This window comes from Moritella sp. (assembly GCF_033791185.1).
Taxonomy (GTDB): domain Bacteria; phylum Pseudomonadota; class Gammaproteobacteria; order Enterobacterales; family Moritellaceae; genus Moritella.
Genome location: NZ_JASJHF010000176.1, coordinates 1 through 20,343 on the forward strand (window position 1 = coordinate 1; position 20,343 = coordinate 20,343).

Consider the following 20,343-nt stretch of genomic DNA (forward strand, 5'->3'; position numbering starts at 1 on the left):
AATCGATATCGGTTGGAATATCTTACGCCAGAAGGCTAGCTCATAACTGGCAGCATCCTGCTTATTACTGTCTAAATAAGTAATATAAGAATATAAACCAGAGATGGATAAATCTTCCGGATCAATCGTCACGACATCTAATTTTTCCGGGGTCAGCGTCGAATCCCAGCGCATGTCAGGCTGCTCGGTCACCGAAATATGGTCACTGCCAAAGTGAGTAATACGGATGCCCGTCAACTCCCAATGCTTATCTGCGAAAACAGCTTTAGCAGCTTGCGTAGTTTTAATTAAACGCTGATTGTCAGCAAATTCATAAATAGTGACATTATGCAGTTCGCTACCATTGTTCACCGCACCGATGTTAATAAAGTTTTCTTTGTCTTTGGCCCAGACACCTTTTTGCGAGCGAATAATCGATTGTCCCGAAATAGCCTCGCCACGAAGTTCTGTCGCTTTTTGCTCTGTATAAGGTACTACGTACTCACCCATCAACATCACGACTATCATCATCGGGATCGCTGTTTTCATTGCTGACAGCACAATTTTAAAACGTGATTGACCAGCCGCTTGAATCACCACTAATTCTGAAGAACTCGCCAGTGCACCTAAACCAATTAGCGCCCCCAATAAAGCCGCCATCGGGAAAAAAATGGTAATTTCACGTGGCATCTTCAACAATACAAACAGTAACGCTTCAATTAAACCGTAGGTACCACGACCTACCGCACGTAACTGCTCAACATATTTAATCACCGCAGATAAACCGACTAAGGTAAACAAACAGATCATAGTGGCAAATAAAATAGCCTTACCAATATAGAAGTCTAAAATTTTAAGCACTGTTCTTACCTCGAGCAAAACGTAGTTTCATCTTATATACCGCATGGTGATACCAAGAGAAATTGGCTAAATTAAACCAAATAGCCAAAGTCAGCACCCCGAGATGGACAAGCCAAAAACCAAATAATAGCGGCAGTTTTTCATCTAAAATAGCCGAGCGCGCCGCGCTAAGTAACATAAAGTAAGTTAAAAACATTAATAGTGCCGGGAACAATTTTGCATAACGGCCTTGGCGTGGATTTACCATTGCTAACGGTACCACTAATAATGTCAGTAAAGGGATAGCAACAACTTGGGCAATACGCCATTGCAATTCCACCTTGTGTTCAAATTCATTCGAGTTCCATAATTCCGATGTCGGCAGCGCTTTGGTTTTACGGCCTCGTTCACTGACATCCTGCTCTTGAATCAATACGCGATAGGCACTGAAATCAACAATACGGAAGTCTTGTTGCGATAAATCACCTTCATAACGCAGTCCCTGACTTAGCTTCAACCACTGTGTACCATTGTCTTCTGATTCCACATTACCTTTATCAGCCAATACGACAGAAGGTCGCTCGCCTTCTTGGGACGGTGATTTTGCAATAAATATTTTGCGCAGGGCTTTATTACTGTCGTAAGATTCAATGTAAACCACAGCGCGGCCACCATCAAGGGATTCAAAACGCCCTTGTTTTAGCGTCGCCAAACCGGCATCAGCATCGACATTCTCTAATAATTGTACCCGACCTTCTTCAGCCGTTGGCGCATAGACAAATGCATTAAAGGCCACCAGTCCAATGGTTACCGATGACAATAATAACGATGACATGAGTATTCTGCTGGGGGTGTAACCACAGGCCGTTAAGATCACCATCTCACTTTCGGCATACAAGCGCCCATGCGCAAATAAAATACCAATAAACAAACTCACTGGTAAAATTAATGTACCCAACGCTGGCATGGTATATAGCAGCATCTCCATCACTAAATTGGCAGGTAAAGCACCCGTCATTACCTTCGAGAGCAGTGCGACAAACTGCTGGCTCACAAAGATAAGTGATAAGATGAATAAAACAGCAATTTGAGATTTCACTGTTTCAGCAAATAAATATCGGAAAATTATCACTTAAAACCTATATTAGACTAATGTTTTGTATGAAATACAGCTCATAATTAGGTAGACTCAGCTGCAAATGCAGTTAAATCGTTAACTACACACCCATTTTATCTGAAAATATTTAGTTTTTGATTAACTAAATACGTATAACCCCCTATTATGTTATAAATATTTGATTTTGTCTTTAGGAAACCGGAGAGTCCATGGAGTTCAATGTAAAAAGTGGTAGCCCTGAGAAGCAACGCAGTGCCTGTGTTGTTGTCGGAGTATTTGAACCACGTCGTTTATCGCCTGCAGCAGAACAACTCGATAAGATCAGTGACGGCTATTTAAGTTCCCTACTACGTCGCGGTGATATCGAAGGAAAGCCAGGTCAAGTATTGTTGCTTCATCATGTACCAAACGTACTCAGCGAACGTGTATTATTAGTTGGCTGTGGTAAAGAACGTGAATTGGATGAACGTCAATACAAGCAAATCATCACCAAAACAATGAATACCTTAAACGAAACTGGTTCAATGGAAGCAGTTTGTTTTCTACCTGAACTGAATGTTAAAGGTCGCGATACCTACTGGAAGATCCGCTTTGCCGTTGAAACAGCACGCGAAAGTCGCTACCGTTTCGACCAGCTAAAAAGCAATAAAGAAGAAACCCGTCGTCCATTACGTAAAATGGTATTCAACGTTACCTCACGCCGTGACTTACCAACCAGTGAAAAAGCTATTGCACACGGTTTAGCAGTAGCTAGCGGTATGCGTCTGTGTAAAGACGTAGCCAACATGCCGCCAAACATCTGTAATCCTGTTTACCTTGCCAATCAAGCGCGCCAACTATCTGATGAAAGTGACAAGGTCACCGTACAGATCTTAGGTGAGCCAGAAATGAAAATATTAAAAATGGAATCTTACCTTGCTGTATCTCAAGGTTCAGCAAATGAAGCTAAGATGTCGATAATTAATTATCAAGGTAACCCAGATCCAGACGCAAAACCGATTGTATTAATTGGTAAAGGTCTGACGTTCGATTCAGGTGGTATTTCATTGAAACCAGGCGCAGGCATGGACGAAATGAAATACGACATGGGTGGCGCTGCAGGTGTTCTTGGAACAATGAAGTCACTGGCTAAACTAGACCTACCAATTAATGTTATCGGTATTCTTGCAGGTTGTGAAAACATGCCAGGCAGCAACGCTTACCGTCCAGGTGACATTATCACCACAATGTCAGGTCAAACGGTTGAAGTACTCAATACCGATGCTGAAGGTCGTTTAGTATTATGTGACGTATTAACCTACGTTGAGCGCTTTGACCCAGAACTTGTCATCGACGTGGCAACCTTAACGGGTGCTTGTGTGGTTGCCCTTGGTCATCACATCACTGGCTTGCTATCAACGCATAACCCGCTGGCACATGAATTATTGAATGCTTCTGATCAAGCTGCAGATAAAGCATGGCGTCTACCAATTACTGACGACTTCCAAGAACAAATTGCAAGTCCGTTTGCTGATTTTGCCAATCTTGGCACCCCTGGCGGCGGTACAATTACGGCAGCCTGTTTCTTATCACGCTTTACTAAGAAGTATAATTGGGCGCATTTAGACATTGCCGGTACTGCTTGGGTAAGTGGTAAAAACAAAGGTTCAACAGGTCGTCCTGTGCCGATGTTGACGCAGTTCTTGCTTAACCGTACAGAACGCAGCGAAGTACAACAAGCTGACGAAGCGTAATTATATTTACGCGGTGAATATGTAAAAGTTCACCCGACGAGTATCTAAAAAGATCGCACAATAAATATGAAAAAGGTCACTACGGTGACCTTTTTAGTTTCTGAAAAAGCATAACCGTCCAGTATATCCAGATATTACCGCAACAACTGTATTTTCCAGTCCTGCGCTTTGTGTTATTATACGCAGTTATGTTTTAAACTTTCACTGTTCGTAATTTGGCGTAAAACTACCGATGAAAAAAGTCACTTTTTATATCATGCAAGAATCCAAAAGTGCTGCAGTGGCAACAATGCCTGCGCATCATGAGCTTGCTTGTAAACTGGCTGGTGAGTTTTATCAGCAAGGACAGCGCGTCTATATCCATACCAACGATGAATCGGCAGCTAACCATGTTGACGAATACCTTTGGCAATTAGATGCGAACAGTTTTGTACCACATAATTTACAAGGTGAAGGTCCACGTAATGGCGCGCCCGTTGAAATCGGTTTTCAACCACCTCGCCATCGTTATCAGGTACTTATCAACCTGCATGACCATACACCGCAATTTGCAGTCAACTTTAATCAGATTATCGATTTTGTACCGCATCAAGACGGCTTAAAACAACAAGCTCGAGAGCGTTACAAACATTATCGTCAAACAGGGTTACAACTGTTAACTGTGAACGCCGAATAATCAATCCACCATTGAGAATTAGAAAGCAGACCTATGGAAAAATTATACAATCCCCAAGCCATTGAGCAAGCGCTTTACCAGAACTGGGAAGAGCAAGGTTACTTCAAGCCAAACGGCGATCTAACCCAAGATGCATACAGCATCATGATCCCACCGCCAAATGTCACTGGTAGCCTGCACATGGGTCATGCCTTCCAACAAACGATCATGGATGCGCTAACTCGTTACAAGCGTATGCAAGGTAACAACACGTTATGGCAGGTTGGTACCGATCACGCTGGTATCGCAACACAAATGGTTGTTGAACGTAAGATTGCAGCTGAAGAAAACAAAACACGCCACGATTATGGCCGTGATGCTTTCATCAACAAGATCTGGGATTGGAAAAACGAATCAGGCGGTAACATCACGCGTCAAATGCGTCGTTTAGGCACATCGGTAGATTGGGATCGTGAACGTTTTACTATGGATGACGGTCTGTCTGAAGCAGTAAAAGAAGTATTCGTACGTTTATTTAAAGAAGATCTAATTTACCGTGGCAAGCGCCTAGTAAACTGGGATCCAAAATTCCACACTGCTATTTCTGATCTTGAAGTTGAGAGCAAAGAAAAACAAGGCAGCATGTGGTACTTCCGCTACCCACTAGCAGACGGCGAAACAACCGCTGACGGTAAAGATTACATCGTTGTAGCAACGACACGTCCAGAAACAATGCTAGGTGACTCTGCGGTTGCAGTACACCCGAAAGACGAACGTTATGCAGCGCTTGTTGGTAAAGACATCATTCTGCCTATCGTTGGTCGTCGCATCAAGATCGTTGCAGATGACTATGCAGACATGGAAAAAGGTACTGGTTGTGTAAAAATAACCCCTGCCCATGACTTTAACGATTACGAAGTTGGTAAACGTAACAACTTAGTGATGTTCAACATCCTAACTGAAAACGCTGATATCCGTGAAGAAGCGGAAATCATCAACTCAGACGGCACAGAAAACACTGAACTAACTTTCACAATTCCAGCTGAATACCAAGGCATGGAACGTTTTGCTGCCCGTAAAGCAATCGTAGCGAAATTTGAAGAGCTTGGTTTACTAGAAAAAATTGAACCGCATACACTGCAAGTACCTTACGGCGATCGTAGTGGTGTGGTAATTGAGCCACTACTAACAGACCAATGGTATGTAAGTGTTGGTCCAATGGCGAAAGTAGCAACTGACGCAGTAAAAGACGGCGAAATTCAATTCGTACCAAAACAATACGAAAACATGTATTTCTCGTGGATGAACGACGTACAAGATTGGTGTATCTCACGTCAGCTTTGGTGGGGTCATCGTATTCCAGCTTGGTATGATAACGAAGGTAATGTATTCGTTGGTCGTGATGAAGCTGAAGTACGTGCAGAAAACAACTTAGGTCCAGAGATCGCATTACGTCAAGACGACGATGTGCTTGATACTTGGTTCTCATCTGCACTTTGGACATTCTCAACGCAAGGCTGGCCACAGCAAACGCAAGATCTTAAAGTGTTCCACCCAAGTGATGTACTGGTAACAGGTTTCGACATCATCTTCTTCTGGGTTGCCCGTATGATCATGATGACCATGCACTTCATCAAAGATGAAAACGGCAAGCCACAAGTACCATTCAAAACCGTTTATGTGACTGGTTTAGTACGTGATGAAGCTGGCGATAAAATGTCAAAATCAAAAGGTAACGTACTTGATCCACTCGACATGATCGACGGTATCGACCTTGAGTCACTAGTAGAAAAACGTACTGGTAACATGATGCAGCCACAACTTGCTAAGAAAATTGAAAAAGCAACGCGTAAAGAATTCGAAGGCGGCATTGAAGCACACGGTACTGACGCACTACGTTTCACATTAGCAGCAATGGCATCGACTGGTCGTGACATTAACTGGGACATGAAACGTCTTGATGGTTACCGTAACTTCTGTAACAAACTATGGAACGCCAGCCGTTACGTATTAATGAACACAGAAGAACATGATTGTGGCCAAAATGGCGGCGACATGGAATTCAGTCTTGCTGATCGTTGGATCCAAGGTCAATTCCAAGAATCAATCAAAGCTTACCGTGAAGCAGTTGATACTTACCGTCTTGATCTTGCAGCTAACATCGCTTACGAATTCACTTGGAACCAGTTCTGCGATTGGTACTTAGAATTAACTAAGCCGGTATTTGCACAAGGTACTGAAGCGCAACTGCGTGGTACCCGTCATACGCTAGTAACGATCCTAGAAGAGTTACAACGTCTGATGCACCCTATCATGCCATTCATCACTGAAGAGATTTGGCAGCGTGTTGCACCGCTTACAGGTAAGCACACTGAAGGCGCAACGATCATGCTACAGGCATTCCCTGAGTTTGATGCTGATAAAGTTGATGCGCAATCAATGCAAGATCTAGAGTGGGTGAAGAAATTCATTGTTGCTGTACGTAACATTCGTGGCGAAATGGACATCAGCCCAAGCAAGCCAATTTCTATCTTGCTTAAAAACGTAGGCACTGAAGAGCAACGTCGTCTAGACGAAAATCAACAGTTCCTAAGTTCACTCGCAAAATTAGAAGCGATCACAATTCTTGGTGATAACGAAGAAGCGCCAATCTCAGCAACATCACTATTAGGCGACATGGAAATCTTAATTCCAATGGCTGGTCTAATCGATAAAGATGCTGAAATTACCCGTATTAACAAGCAGATGGAAAAAGTCCAAAAAGACTTAGACCGTGTTTCAGGTAAGCTAAACAACGAGAAATTTGTTGGTAAAGCACCAGAGGCAGTTATTGCTAAAGAACGTGAAAAACAAGCGGAATTCGAAAGCACTATTGCTAAATTTGAAGCGCAAAAAGCACGAATTGAATCGATCTAATCGTTAAAATCGTACTTACCTAAAAAGGGAAGGTTGAACATCAACCTTCCCTTTTTATTTTTAACCACTGATAAATACTAAATCAACGTCACACTTAGCTCGTCATTTTCTGCAAAAACATTTCTATATCTGCATATACGATGTAACATATTTATTAAGTTAAATTTAATTATGACTCAACTATAAATGTCAGCACCAAGGAATGGAGTGATCAGTTATGGGCGACAAAGATCCGCTAAACCACGTATTAATTACCGCTATTCAGCATTTGCCCATCGGTATATTCTGGAAAAATACACAAGGCCAATATCAGGGTTGTAACAAGCATTGCCTTACGTTATTTGATCTACCTGACGAACAATTTATTATTGGTAAAACAGACTTACAGCTTAAAAGTGTATTAAAACAAAAAAACCTGCCTAATGAAGAACTCTATCAAACGGATCAAGAGGCCTTAAAATACGGCCGCAGTGTGGTTGCCCAAACCATGACCATCGAAACTATTTACGGTGATGGACAATTTGAAATAACCAAGATCCCACTAAAAAACAAAGCTGGAGATATCATCGGCTTACTGGGGATCGCTGTTGACGTAACCAGTAAATTTCGCTCCGAGAAAAAACTCCAAGAACAGACCGCATTGCTAAACTCTATTTTTGATGCCCTACCTGATTTTGTTATCTACAAAGACATTCAAGGCCGTGTGCTCGAATGTAACCGGGCCGCATTAAAATTAGCAAACAAGAAAAAATCTGATGTCATTGGCAAAACAATTGAACAATTACTGCCTGAATCGACGGCGCAAGTCAGCACTGATTATGATACCCAGCTTAAATCAAATTATAAAAGTGCTAATTATAAGATGGAGTTCAAACTTGCAGGCCGCGAGGTATACGTCGATGTACACAAGCACCCTGTGATCCAAAATAATCAACTGGTTGGTACCGTCAGTATCTCCCGAGATATTAATGAAAGCCGTATAAATTTACAAAAAATTGCCACACTCACCAAAAATGATCAGCTCACCAACCAATTAAATCGCACCACATTTTTGAAAAAATTCGATAATATTAAACAAGATTCTGATTGGGGAATATTGCTTGTTGATATCAAAAAATTCGGCCATATCAATAGCCTCCACGGCACCGATATTGGTGATCAAGTATTGCAGTACGTCAGTGACACCATTAAAAAAATAGCTCCTGCTCACGCCCATTTGTCGCGAATTCAAGGCGATAGGTTTGCGATCCTCAGTGATCAAATAAGCACATCACAACAACTTGATACCTTATGTAATACCTTAACGAAGAAACTAAACAAAAAAATCGCCATTCAAGATCATATTATTGATCTTGCTATTTGTATCGGTGCAGCAAATTACCCGCATAATGTGCAACGTATCCAACAACTTTTAACTTGCAGTGAACAAGCTTTACTCCGCTCACGCAAGCATCTTGAGCAAAGCTACAGCTTATTTGATCCTGCTTTAGAAGCCTACGCAGAAGCAGAAATGCGCCTTATTGAAGATTTAAAACAGGCAATAACAACGCAGAATATCGATCTCTACTACCAACCGATTGTCGATAGCAACACACAAGCAGTACTCGGTGTAGAAGCGCTAGCACGCTGGCACCACCCTGAACTGGGGCTTATTATGCCAATAAAATTCATCGAACTGGCTGAAAAGAATAACCTGATAGGGCAACTCGGTGAACTGGTTTTAGAAAAAGCTTGTCAACAATTAGCGCAATGGCGCGCACACGATATCGACATTTTTATGGCCGTTAATTTATCACCCATTCAATTTAACGATCCACAACTGATCAATAAAATTAAGCGCTGCCTCAACGACTATCAAATACCACCGCATAGACTCGAAATAGAGGTCACTGAAAGCGCCTTAATGGAATCAAACAATACCGCGGAATATATGCTAGAAGAGTTGATTAAGTTGGGTGTACGCTTGTCTATTGATGATTTTGGGACTGGTTATTGTTCATTATCTTATTTAAAAAATATGCCAGCGCACAAAATTAAAATAGATAAATCGTTTGTCGACGAATTAGAAATCGATAAAACCACAACAGCAATAACCCGCTCAGTGATCGGCTTAGCCAGAGAGTTAAATATTACCGTCACAGCAGAAGGGGTTGAGGAAGTATCACAAATGGAGTGGCTACAAGAACAACAATGTGACCAAATTCAGGGGTATTTATTTAGTCGCCCGTTACCGAGCGACAAGTTTTACATGTGGTATCAAGAACACGATATAGAGTCAAAAAGGCAGTTAACCACGCATTTATAATAAATACCATCATTAGCTTATGTTAAATTATTACATTGTTTTCATAATATCTTGATATAGTAAACTTGCGGTACAGCTATCGGTATGGGCTTCACCTAGGGCATGGTTATGGTTATGAGCGCCATCAAACTGCGCCATCATATTCATAACCGCAAGATTTTCTTGGTCTAATACTAAGCCTTGTGCCAAACGTTCAGTTTCAATAATTTGACCATCAAATACCGTACCCCACACGGTAATATCTTTGATATTTTCTGGTTTAACCTGGTACGGATGTTCACTTAAAATAGTAAAGTTTGCACGTTTTCCAATATCAATACTACCAATTTCATTCTCTAAGCGCGCTTGATATGCACCATTAATTGTCATCGCTCGCATAGACTCTTGCATTGTCATGCGCTCTTCCGGCCCTAATACCTCACCTGACAATCCAGTACGGTTAACTGCCGTCCAAGCCAATGCTAATGGTCGTCCCGGAGCCATTGGCGCGTCACTGTGAAATGATAAAGGTGCGCCAGTATCAATAAATGAACGGCCACGCGCCATCACACTACTGCGTTCAGGACCAACACCGACTTTACTGTACTGCTCGCCAAGTACATGTAAATAGAATGGGTTAACACTAAAATTGGCATCTAAATCTACCGCACGCTTAATGTCGATAGGATCAGTAAATGCTAAATGATGGAAGCCAGTACGATGATCTTTCCTTGGTTTGGCACTATTTGCTAATTCAAGACTATCTACAGCAACCTCTAAGCCTTTATCACCATTGACATGCACTACGATGGTGTAATCTTCATCCCAGAATGCTCTTAAACTATCACGTAAATCTTCAGGGGTCTGAATCCATTCGCCTACATGCCCATCAAGATAGCCATCTTTCATTTGCATTAATTGCGAAAATGCAGCTCCATCGGCAAACAATTTAATTTGCTTGTCTAACCATTTAATATTTTGGCCATTTAATTCAGGGTCATTGACCATATCTCGGACGGCTTGCAAGGCTTTAACAGCATTTTTACCATTTTGGTCATATATAGAATTACCTGCGGGTATCATAAAATAATCAAGCATATGTTGATCACTTTCCATCGCGGTTATCATGCTTTTAATCATAGGTTTTGGCAGCTGTACACCCGGATCTACGACCGTAGTGATACCACCAGCCTGCAAATATTGATGCGTGCGTTTAATTGCATGGGCATACTTTTCAGGGGTTGCAATTAATTGCAATAGTGCTGGCGCAGCTAAATACAACCCTTTTTCCCATGCATGTCCATTCTCCCAATTGACCATGTCATAAGACTCACCTTCACCAGTCCAGCTTTCTTTGGTGATATCAAACATTTCCAGAGCTGCGGTATTGAAAATTAATTCATGCACAGAACGTTGCCATACCACAATAGGTCGAGTCGTTGATATTTTATCCAGTGTCGCACGCGTTACCTCACCATGAAAGCTGCTATGATAGCCCCATGTAACTAACGGTTCGTCTTTAGGATAACCAGCTTCAAGCTCAGTGAGGCGTTTAATATAATTATCATGACCAACTACTCCTTTGACATCTCCCCAAGGCAGCTGCCAGTCTGCTGGTGTTATAAATTCAGTATTTGAAACTAGCGCAAATAACCAGATATGGGCATGCGGTTCAACAAAACCGGGAGTAATGACTTTATCGGCAAAAGATTTATCAAGCTTAAAACCTTGGTTATCTTGGTACCGAGATACGAGCGCAGATTGACTGCCAACATCCAAAATAAAACCGTCTTTGACAGCAACTGCGTTGGCGGTTTTGACATGCTCAGACATGGTTATAACATCTTGTGCCGTATAAACAGTAATAGATGAAGGTGTAGTTGCAACAGCATTAAACGACACACTGATTGCAGCAGCCAATAATGTTGATTTAAATTTACGTGTCATATTTATATCCTAATTATCCCAAATATAATGATTATTTAATAACAACTAACATCAGCCAATCCTGATATACGGAGTCAAAATATTTCGGACTAAGAACGAAATATGCACCTACGTTGTCATCATCTACCAGCAATTTTATAACTAAGCTATATGAAGTAATAATCGCATATATTTATCATTCGGGGGAATTTCCCCCATACAAATTTAACGACGCTGTAATAACGATGCAAGGTTATCTAATAACCAGCGTTTGGCTTTTCCGACATTCTGGCTGTGGTGCCATACTGCAACGCGTCGAGCAGATAAATTCGCGTCCGTATCAACCTTCATAATAACCAGTCCTTCAGGGCAAGGAGTAACGATTGATTTAGGTAACAGGCACCATACTTTTTTTTGTTTGGTTAACTCTAAGGCGAGTTGAGGAGAGTCTACATTTTGCACATGCTGAAAACGGTCTGAACGCAGTACTTTGTTTAGATCCGGATAATATAAACAAGGTAATGAGCGTAGATCACTGTGATGTATTACGTCACCGCATTCGAGCATCATTGATGTATTAGCAACACCAACTAATTCGGCGTTATCTAAATGCAGGATATGGTAATCCTCAGGTAAATCTCTATTTTGAAATAAACGTATCACTAGATCATATTGCCCTACTTCTAAACCTGCATCTGCATTTTCACATGAAGCCCGTAGCCAATGAATAATGAGCTGTGGAAACATGCTATTTAAGGCCGTTTCTATCTGCACAATATCTTCTGTGCTTGTAAATTGATCAAAGCCGATTGAAAGCTGATCTTCTAAATCATGCGCTACATTCTCACTAAATTGACAGAACGATTGATAACCTTGCAATAAGGTTCGTGCTTTAGGGTAAATACTTAATGCTTCAGCCGTGGGGGTAATAGAGCGCCCTTGACGAATAAATAATTGGCAATTTAGATCTATTTCTAAATTAGCAACAGCTTGCCCGACTGAACTACGATCTTTGCCTAATTTTTTAGCTGCGGAGGTAAATGATCCCATTTCAATCACGGTGGTAAAAAAACGCAGGTGTTCCATATTTGGCGAGAGCATAGGTTTGTAAATCCAACATGAAAGTAGAAAGTAGAAACGAGCAGTGTACACGACCAAGGGAGGGGGGTTATAGCGGGAAAGTAGAATTATATGACTGTGATTGCATTAATATAATAATGGCAATCACAGTTAACTAACGACGAGAGTTATTCAGATTCTTCGAAGTAAGTGCCCCAGCCATCATAAGTAACATCTTGTTCGATAGACATTTTAAGCAATGCTTCGATATCACGAGTGATGGTATCGATATCAAGTTCGGTTTCAACAATACAGTCGAATGCGAATACTGTCTCGCCGTCTTCAAGTTCAACTTCTTCTGGATCAGAGACATCATAGCCCAGTTTAAATGCAGCGATAGCTGCTTTTTCTAACTGTGCAAAATCATCCCCAGCAAAGTGATGTTCAATAGAATATACAGCATCAGGATCACTGCCATCTTCTAATAAGTTATCAATAATCTCTTCGGCTTCGACTTTCAGCTCGGCAAATTCTTTTTCAAAATCCACTAGGTTAATCTCTTTAGTTATGATGTATGAAGAATACTCTGGTTTTAATATTCATGCCATTAAATTATACCCAAAAAAAATGCCCAACCATAGGCCTGCATAAAGGTATTTGAGGTCAGTAATGGCACTTAACTGAAACTATATTGTCTATAGCTGAGATTTATATTATTTCATATTATCCAAATACCAAAATAAATAATTTGGTATTTGGATAATATATAAGGTTAAGAATAGTTGTGATTAAAAAACGTATTGAAATCCGAAACCATCAAGAAGAGTCTGCGCTGTTTTGGCGTAGAACAGTCGCTGCCATTGTTGCTTTAGTGCTCATGACAGGAGGGCTCGTGGCTAATTTATATAATTTACAGGTGGCTGATTATCAAAAGTATATTGTGCGCGCGAATAATAATCGTATAAAAGTAGTGCCAATAGCGCCCAATCGAGGACTGATTTATGATCGTAATGGTGTGTTATTAGCAAAAAATCGACCTATTTATTCGCTTGAAATCATTCCTGAAAAAATAACCGATATAGAGCCGACCTTAATTAAACTACAAACGATGCTGGGCTTGAGTGATAACGATATTAGCGAATTTAAACAGTCCATGCTACACACCAGACGCTTTAAGTCCGTGACCTTTATCGAGCAATTAACAGAAGCGCAAATGGCCATATTTAGTGTCCATAAGTATCAATTTCCAGGCGTATTCGTTGATGCTTTTCTCGAGCGTTATTATCCGTATCGAGAAAATTTAACCCATATTTTAGGTTATGTCGCAAAAATTAATGATCGCGATATAAAGCGATTACAGCAACAGCATAAATATACACACTATAAAGCGACGAGAACGATTGGTAAATTGGGTATTGAGCGATCTTATGAAGATACCCTGCATGGTCAATCCGGTTTTGCGACCGTTGAAGTAAATAATCAAGGCCGAGTAATCCGGACATTAAATACCGTACCGCCAATTCCGGGTAAAGATATCAAACTGAATATTGATATTAACCTGCAGTTATATGCCAATAAATTACTGACCGAGAAAAAAATTGACCCAGCCACAGGAAAAGCAGTACTTAAGCATAAACGTGGCGCCTTGGTGGTATTAGATCCTAGCGATGACTCCATTCTGGCGATGGTATCAAGCCCAAGCTATGATCCAAATTTGTTTGTTCATGGTATTTCATCGGCAAAATATAAAGCTCTGCTAGCTGACCCCGATAAACCGTTGTTTAATCGCGTTACTTTAGGGACTTACTCACCGGGGTCAACAGCTAAACCTATGATTGCAGTTGCAGCGTTAACGGCAGGGGTTATCACCCCAGATACCAAACGAAATGACTCGGGTTGGTGGCAGATCCCCAATACTAAGAGTCGAAAATGGCGTGATGATATTCGCTGGGGCTTTGGTGAAGTTGATATTTACAAAGCGATAGAGAAATCAGTCAATACCTACTTTTATCCCATCGCTTATGACATGGGTATTGACCGCCTGTCTGCCTGGATGAATAAGTTTGGTTATGGGGTGCCATCAGGCATTGATATCCATGAAGACAGTCGCGCGAATATGCCAACAAGGGAGTGGAAACGCGCTCACTATCGTCAAGCTTGGTATCAAGGTGATACGATCCCGATTGGTATCGGCCAAGGCTATTGGACTGCAACCCCATTACAAATAGCCAAAGCGACATCTGTAGTGGCGAATAAAGGCTTGGTGCATAGACCGCACATCGTCAAAAGTATCCTAGAAAATGATGTGGAAACCGATATTAACTTCAACGATTTCGCTAACATGAGCAGTGTAAAACAAAACTCATGGAATATTGTCCAAGAAGGTATGCGCCGTGTACTCGTGACGGGGACAGGCCGACAAGCATTTAGCCATGTGGCCTATAAAGCAGCAGGAAAGTCAGGAACAAGTCAGGTCTTTGGCCTTGCTCATGGCGAAGACTATAATGCAGAGGAGTTAACCGAACGCTTAAGAGATCACGCTTTGTTTACTGCATTTGCACCACTTAATTCACCGAAAGTATTAGTCACCGCGGTACTCGAAAATGGCGGTTGGGGTAGACGCGCCGCCCCTATGGTCAGAAAGATAATGGATTATGTGTTAGTTAAACCGACCTTGGTTCAGCAATCGACACTTGTGCATAAACTGGGGTAAATAAAAAACCTCCGTATCATGCGGAGGTTTTTTTCTCGTAAAAATACGCAGTGTAATTACGGCGTGAAGACCACTTTCACCGTCTCATCAACGTCTGCAGAATCAATGTATGCAATGGCATTAGCATGTGATGCAACCTGACTTTTAATCAGTGACGATGAGCCAATTGTTTTTGGTGGTTTACCTTTACCGGTAAACACTAAACGTGACCAATAAGCTTGTAGTTGCGAGTCACTTTTACCGGTAACACCAGCGTGAAATTCCCCTCGGATCACACTGCCAGCCGCTTGCTCAATCACTTGTGCTTTAGCGCCGTTTGGTAATTTTTTTGATTTACCTAAATATAATTTAGATACTTGTGATTTTGATAATGCATCTGGACCTATAGGGTTAGCAATAACCACCACACTCGCTTGTGCCATGCCAGATATCAATGCTGCTGTTAAGGCAACTTCAGCTAATAGTTTCATCAAAGTTCTCCTTAAAATACGGCATCGAATGATACGGTGTAAACAATCGTGTCATCAAAATCTTCACCAGCATGTGAAGGGAGCGCACCATGAGTATCGCCAAAATCAGTGGCATAAGTGACATCTAATTTTAATGCTAAGTTAGAGCTGATATCGTAACGGCTACCAACACTGTAAGTCGTACGCTCCCAGTTGAATGCACTAGACGCGACAAGATTAGTGCCATCTGCCGCTGAAGATGGGGCTCTTTCATCATTATCGGTTGTTTCTAAAAATGAATAATTAACATATGGTGTAAAGGCATTAATCCGATAGCCCAAAGTAATATATCCAGATTTAGTATCGGAATACTTCCCTTCGACTTTCGAGATGGTGTATTCAGAAATAGCCAATAAAGCACCATTATCATAGCTAATACCGATACCGGCAAATTCAGCTTTTTCATTATCAAATTTATCAAACGGTTGCGCAGGAACACCCGGAACGTCTAGACTTCCCGACTTCAATTCAGTAACAAAATACGTGCCACGGAATACCCACTCTTCATAAGAAAGCGTTGCTGACATTCCTAACGTATTATTAAATTCAACATCAACACCTAATGGATTTTCCTCTGCATCATCAGTTTCATGACCATAACTGGCTTGTAGTGATAAACTGGCATCACCTAAATCAGTATCATAGAGAATATCGATACCGTCATACGAACTTACTGGCACTATGGTATAAACATCAGCAGGTGGATTGGCCCAAGGTTGAGCATAACCGACTTCTAGATAGTCTGAATACATATACAGCGGTACACGTAAACGACCGATACGTGCTGTAAAGCCATTATCGAAATCATGACTTAAGAAAGCCCACTCCATTTCAGGTGTCCAGTCATCGGCACCACGTGACACCAATTGACCAACAATTTGTGTTTGCTCTGTTAATGCAAATGTACCTTGTAGACCCAACTTACTGCCTAACGAGAAGTTAGGATCTGAAGTATAACCTTCGACACCAGGACGGTTACCATAACCAGCATCATTATTGGCTACCCCCATTTGACCGGTAAAGAAGCCATTGATAGACATCCGATCAGATAGCGAATCATACGAGCTCGCTTCTTGTAAAATTGCTAACTCCTGCTCAAGTTGAGCAAGGCGTTGCGTATCCGTTGTTGCCGCCATCACAAATTGCGATGCACAAGCAACAGCTAGCGGTAGCATTATAAATGCTTTTTTCATCTAAAATCTCCTTATTCTAAAACACATAGTCCATTTTGCATTTATTCAAAACTGGTCATACAAGGCCTAAATTTACGGTCAACCAACTCATAAGCTAGTATGATGGTATTATTCGTGCTTGCGAATTATAATTTAGAGAACTAGATCACAGCGTTGCAACTTGTTGCTAAAATGTAACGAACAACATTAAACCTTCCAGCTAAAAAAATACCGAGCGTATTGCTCGGCATTATGAATATATATAACCCAGTACTGTGACTAAGTTTTAAATATTAGTTTCACTGAAGCATCAAGATCTGCTTCATCAATATAGATACAAAAAAAAAGCTTATTATATAAATCATAATAAGCTTTTTCGTTTTGGCGTGTATTAAATCAGCAGGTTAGCCTCTAGGCACTAACTTAAGTGCCGCTTCAACAACATCAACACCGGCACCTTTTTTATGCCCTTGCTCGCTTAAATGTCGTTTCCATGCTCTAGCACCAGGCAGGCCAAGGAATAGGCCCAGCATATGACGGTAAATATGCGTTAAGCTGCCTCCATTACGAATATGATTATCAATATACGGCAACATCATTTCGGCATAATCATGACGGCTATATGTAGACTTCTCACCACCATAAACCAGTTCATCAACCTGACTCAGTAAATAAGGATTATGGTAAGCCTCACGTCCCATCATCACCCCATCAACATGAGTGAGGTGTAGTTGTGTTTCCGCTAATGTTTTAACGCCACCATTAATGCCAATAAACAATTCTGGATACGCTTTTTTGATGTCGTAAACGCGCTGGTAATTAAGCTCCGGGATCTCGCGGTTCTCTTTTGGACTTAAACCACTTAACCATGCTTTCCGTGCGTGTAAGGTGAAATCATTACAACCTGTGGCTGCGACAGTTTCAATAAACTGCTGTAAAAATTCATACGAATCTTGCTCATCTATACCAATACGGGTTTTAACCGTGATCGGGATATCAACCACATCTTGCATGGCTTTAACACAATCAGCCACCAGCGTCGGCTCCGCCATTAAACAGGCGCCAAACTTGCCACTTTGCACGCGGTCTGATGGGCAACCCACGTTAAGGTTAATTTCGTCATAACCACGTTCTTGGGCCAACTTTGCGCTCTGTGCCAGATCCAATGGATTACTGCCACCGAGCTGTAAAGAAACTGGATGCTCTTCTTCGTTATAGGCAAGGTAATCACCACGGCCATGAATGATAGCACCTGTCGTCACCATCTCGGTATACAGCAAAGTATTTTTGCTTAACAAGCGGTGAAAGTAACGGCAATGACGGTCGGTCCAATCCAACATTGGGGCAATAGAAAAACGCCCAGGGGCATGAACACTGGTGGTAACTGGCTGAGTCATTGCTTTTATCTCTTATCTAGGTGCGCTGCTGCGCTAAATTACGTGAGATTGTTTAAAATTCGATACAGCAAAGCTGTGACGATGAAAAACAAGGAGGCGATCATACACCCTGAGACCGAGACTTTCAAAAATAAAGATCGAACGCGATGATCACGTAATGACAAGGAAATAGATAAACTGGTTATAATGAACAATTCCGTTGCTCAAACGCGTCTTACATCGGGCGACAAAAATAAAATAATCACGCATGATTTATTGAGCATAAATCGATGAATAAAAATACTTATAATTGATTATAACAACCAGAGATAAGCCAAGCTAATACACTAAAGAGCACTATAAAAGTCAATTACGTGGCTATTTTTAGCCTATTATAAGTAGAAAAATCCTTCTTCTGTGTTAGCATTATCCTTTCTCAGCGACTTGATGATCCCTATGACAGATTCAGCGAACAATTTACTCTACAGAGCACAACAGCTTTGTTTGACCCGTGCAGTTCGCTTCACCCCAATTAGGCAGCAGATCTTTTTATTAATGGCACAGCACAACGCTATGATCAGCGCTTACGATCTACTTGCTCAGCTGCAGCAATTAGAACCAAATGCCAAACCACCCACTGTATATCGCGCGCTCGACTTTCTTCTCGAAGAAGGTTTTATCCATAAAATAGAATCAAGTAACGCCTTTATTTTGTGTCCGCATTTTGGTGAAAAACACCCTACACAACTACTCTTGTGTAAAAGTTGTGGTGCCGTGATTGAATTGCACAATACCGAAATAGAAGAATTGTTACAGTCTCTTGCCGATAAACATGGTTTTGCAATTACCACTAAGACTGTCGAAGCACACGGGATTTGTGCTGATTGTCGTAAATAATTAAATTTCAGGAATAAAAAGTATGCGCGTAGAGTTTATTAATCCATTTATCTCATCTTTATTAAATGTATTAAATACCATGGCACAATTGGAGTTAACTCCCGGCAAGCCAAGACTTAAAAGAGATGATAAAGCCAAAGGTGATATTTCCGGCATTATGGGCATGATGTCAACCCAAGCTAAAGGGTCGTTTGCACTGACATTTGATGAGTCACTCGCATTAGCAATCATGAATAACATGCTCGGTGAAAAACCAGCTAAAATTGATGCAGAAGTAATTGATATGGTTGGTGAGATAACCAATATGGTTACCGGTGGTGCCAAACGAATTTTAGCCGATAAAGGCTTTGATTTTGATATGTCGACACCGATTGTAGTATCAGGTAAGGGCCATACTGTTACTCATAAATCAGACGGTCCTAAATTGCTACTACCGCTGACCAGTGCATTTGGCAGTGCCTCAATTGAAATATGTTTTGATAACTAAGCCAGCATCAAACAACAGCTACAAAAAAGCCAATCTCAATGAGATTGGCTTTTTTATCAGACTTAATTTTTACTTAATAAGTTAAGTAAAAATTATAGGCCTTTAGCATTTTTAGTTAGGTATTTAGCAACGCCTTCTGGAGATGCGTCCATACCTTCTTTACCAGCTTCCCATTGTGCAGGACAAACTTCACCGTTTTTCTCGTGGAAGTTTAGTGCATCAACCATACGTAGCATTTCGTCGATGTTACGGCCTAATGGAAGGTCGTTAACAACTTGGTGACGAACAACACCGTTTGTGTCAATTAGGAAAGAACCACGGAAAGCAACACCAGCTTCTGGATGTTCAACGTCGTATGCTTTACAGATTTCGTGTTTAACATCAGCTACTAGTGGGTATTTAACTGGACCGATACCGCCATCTTCGATAGCAGTGTTACGCCATGCGTTGTGGCTGAATTGTGAATCGATTGAAACACCGATAACTTCAACGCCACGCTTTTGGAATTCTTCTAGACGGTGATCAAAAGCGATTAGCTCTGATGGGCACACGAATGTGAAATCGAGTGGGTAGAAAAATACAACTGCTGATTTACCTTTAGTGAATTCAGTGAAGTTAAAACTATCAACAATTTCACCGTTACCAAGTACTGCCGCAGCTGTAAAGTCAGGTGCTTGACG

At 41.3% G+C, this 20,343-nt stretch carries 16 protein-coding genes; 7 read left to right on the top strand and 9 right to left on the bottom strand.

The window, feature by feature from the left end; translation table 11 throughout:
- Both lptG and lptF read right to left on the bottom strand, forming a co-directional pair.
- Positions 1-840 (bottom strand): LPS export ABC transporter permease LptG (gene lptG, locus QNK26_RS10605; protein WP_319222795.1); only part of this gene is annotated, 840 nt, incomplete at its 3' end.
- Positions 833-1,951: an LPS export ABC transporter permease LptF gene (gene lptF, locus QNK26_RS10610; RefSeq protein ID WP_319222796.1), complete on the bottom strand. Its 1,119-nt coding sequence runs from the start codon at positions 1,949-1,951 to the stop codon at positions 833-835. The genes lptG and lptF, both read right to left, overlap by 8 nt.
- Positions 1,952-2,145: 194 nt before the next feature.
- Here lptF and pepA point away from each other — a divergent pair, with 194 nt between their 5' ends.
- The 4 genes from pepA (at position 2,146) to QNK26_RS10630 (ending at position 9,545) form a co-directional block, all read left to right on the top strand.
- Complete coding sequence (gene pepA / locus QNK26_RS10615; RefSeq protein ID WP_319222798.1) at positions 2,146-3,669, top strand: leucyl aminopeptidase; 1,524 nt, start codon at positions 2,146-2,148, stop codon at positions 3,667-3,669.
- A 232-nt stretch (positions 3,670-3,901) separates the two neighbouring features.
- Positions 3,902-4,345 carry a DNA polymerase III subunit chi gene (locus tag QNK26_RS10620; RefSeq protein ID WP_319222799.1) on the top strand — a complete coding sequence of 148 codons (444 nt, stop codon included), beginning with the start codon at positions 3,902-3,904 and terminating at the stop codon, positions 4,343-4,345.
- Between the two features lie 33 nt (positions 4,346-4,378).
- Positions 4,379-7,240 (top strand): valine--tRNA ligase, encoded by a 2,862-nt coding sequence (locus QNK26_RS10625; protein WP_319222800.1) that lies wholly within the window; start codon positions 4,379-4,381, stop codon positions 7,238-7,240.
- Between the two features lie 217 nt (positions 7,241-7,457).
- Complete coding sequence (locus QNK26_RS10630) at positions 7,458-9,545, top strand: EAL domain-containing protein (RefSeq protein ID WP_319222801.1); 2,088 nt, start codon at positions 7,458-7,460, stop codon at positions 9,543-9,545.
- Between the two features lie 30 nt (positions 9,546-9,575).
- On the opposite strand, the gene QNK26_RS10635 is transcribed toward QNK26_RS10630, so the two are convergent.
- The 3 genes from QNK26_RS10635 to rraB all read right to left on the bottom strand — a co-directional run bounded on the left by QNK26_RS10635 (position 9,576) and on the right by rraB (position 13,057).
- Positions 9,576-11,471: an amidohydrolase gene (locus tag QNK26_RS10635; RefSeq protein ID WP_319222803.1), complete on the bottom strand. Its 1,896-nt coding sequence runs from the start codon at positions 11,469-11,471 to the stop codon at positions 9,576-9,578.
- Positions 11,472-11,675: 204 nt separating this feature from the next.
- The gene (locus QNK26_RS10640; RefSeq protein WP_319222804.1) at positions 11,676-12,551 is read right to left on the bottom strand and encodes a LysR family transcriptional regulator; all 876 of its coding nucleotides are present in this window, start codon (positions 12,549-12,551) and stop codon (positions 11,676-11,678) included.
- Between the two features lie 146 nt (positions 12,552-12,697).
- Positions 12,698-13,057 carry a ribonuclease E inhibitor RraB gene (gene rraB, locus QNK26_RS10645; protein WP_319222805.1) on the bottom strand — a complete coding sequence of 120 codons (360 nt, stop codon included), beginning with the start codon at positions 13,055-13,057 and terminating at the stop codon, positions 12,698-12,700.
- Between the two features lie 236 nt (positions 13,058-13,293).
- On the opposite strand from rraB, the gene mrdA reads away from it, so the two are divergent.
- Positions 13,294-15,222: a penicillin-binding protein 2 gene (gene mrdA / locus QNK26_RS10650; RefSeq protein ID WP_319222806.1), complete on the top strand. Its 1,929-nt coding sequence runs from the start codon at positions 13,294-13,296 to the stop codon at positions 15,220-15,222.
- A gap of 56 nt (positions 15,223-15,278) precedes the next feature.
- On the opposite strand, the gene QNK26_RS10655 is transcribed toward mrdA, so the two are convergent.
- The 3 genes from QNK26_RS10655 to dusA all read right to left on the bottom strand — a co-directional run bounded on the left by QNK26_RS10655 (position 15,279) and on the right by dusA (position 18,300).
- The gene (locus tag QNK26_RS10655; protein ID WP_319222808.1) at positions 15,279-15,692 is read right to left on the bottom strand and encodes a phosphate ABC transporter substrate-binding protein; all 414 of its coding nucleotides are present in this window, start codon (positions 15,690-15,692) and stop codon (positions 15,279-15,281) included.
- A gap of 11 nt (positions 15,693-15,703) precedes the next feature.
- Entirely contained in the window at positions 15,704-16,924 is a 1,221-nt protein-coding gene (locus QNK26_RS10660) for a hypothetical protein (protein ID WP_319222810.1), read from the bottom strand.
- A 383-nt stretch (positions 16,925-17,307) separates the two neighbouring features.
- Positions 17,308-18,300, bottom strand: a complete 993-nt coding sequence (gene dusA, locus QNK26_RS10665; protein WP_319222811.1) for a tRNA dihydrouridine(20/20a) synthase DusA — start codon at positions 18,298-18,300, stop codon at positions 17,308-17,310.
- A 435-nt stretch (positions 18,301-18,735) separates the two neighbouring features.
- On the opposite strand from dusA, the gene zur reads away from it, so the two are divergent.
- The gene (gene zur, locus QNK26_RS10670) at positions 18,736-19,176 is read left to right on the top strand and encodes a zinc uptake transcriptional repressor Zur (RefSeq protein WP_319222812.1); all 441 of its coding nucleotides are present in this window, start codon (positions 18,736-18,738) and stop codon (positions 19,174-19,176) included.
- A 22-nt stretch (positions 19,177-19,198) separates the two neighbouring features.
- Positions 19,199-19,663, top strand: coding sequence for a chemotaxis protein CheX (locus tag QNK26_RS10675; RefSeq protein WP_319222814.1), 465 nt, complete (start codon positions 19,199-19,201; stop codon positions 19,661-19,663).
- Between the two features lie 92 nt (positions 19,664-19,755).
- Here QNK26_RS10675 and QNK26_RS10680 read toward each other — a convergent pair.
- Positions 19,756-20,343 (bottom strand): peroxiredoxin C (locus tag QNK26_RS10680; RefSeq protein ID WP_319222815.1); only part of this gene is annotated, 588 nt, incomplete at its 5' end.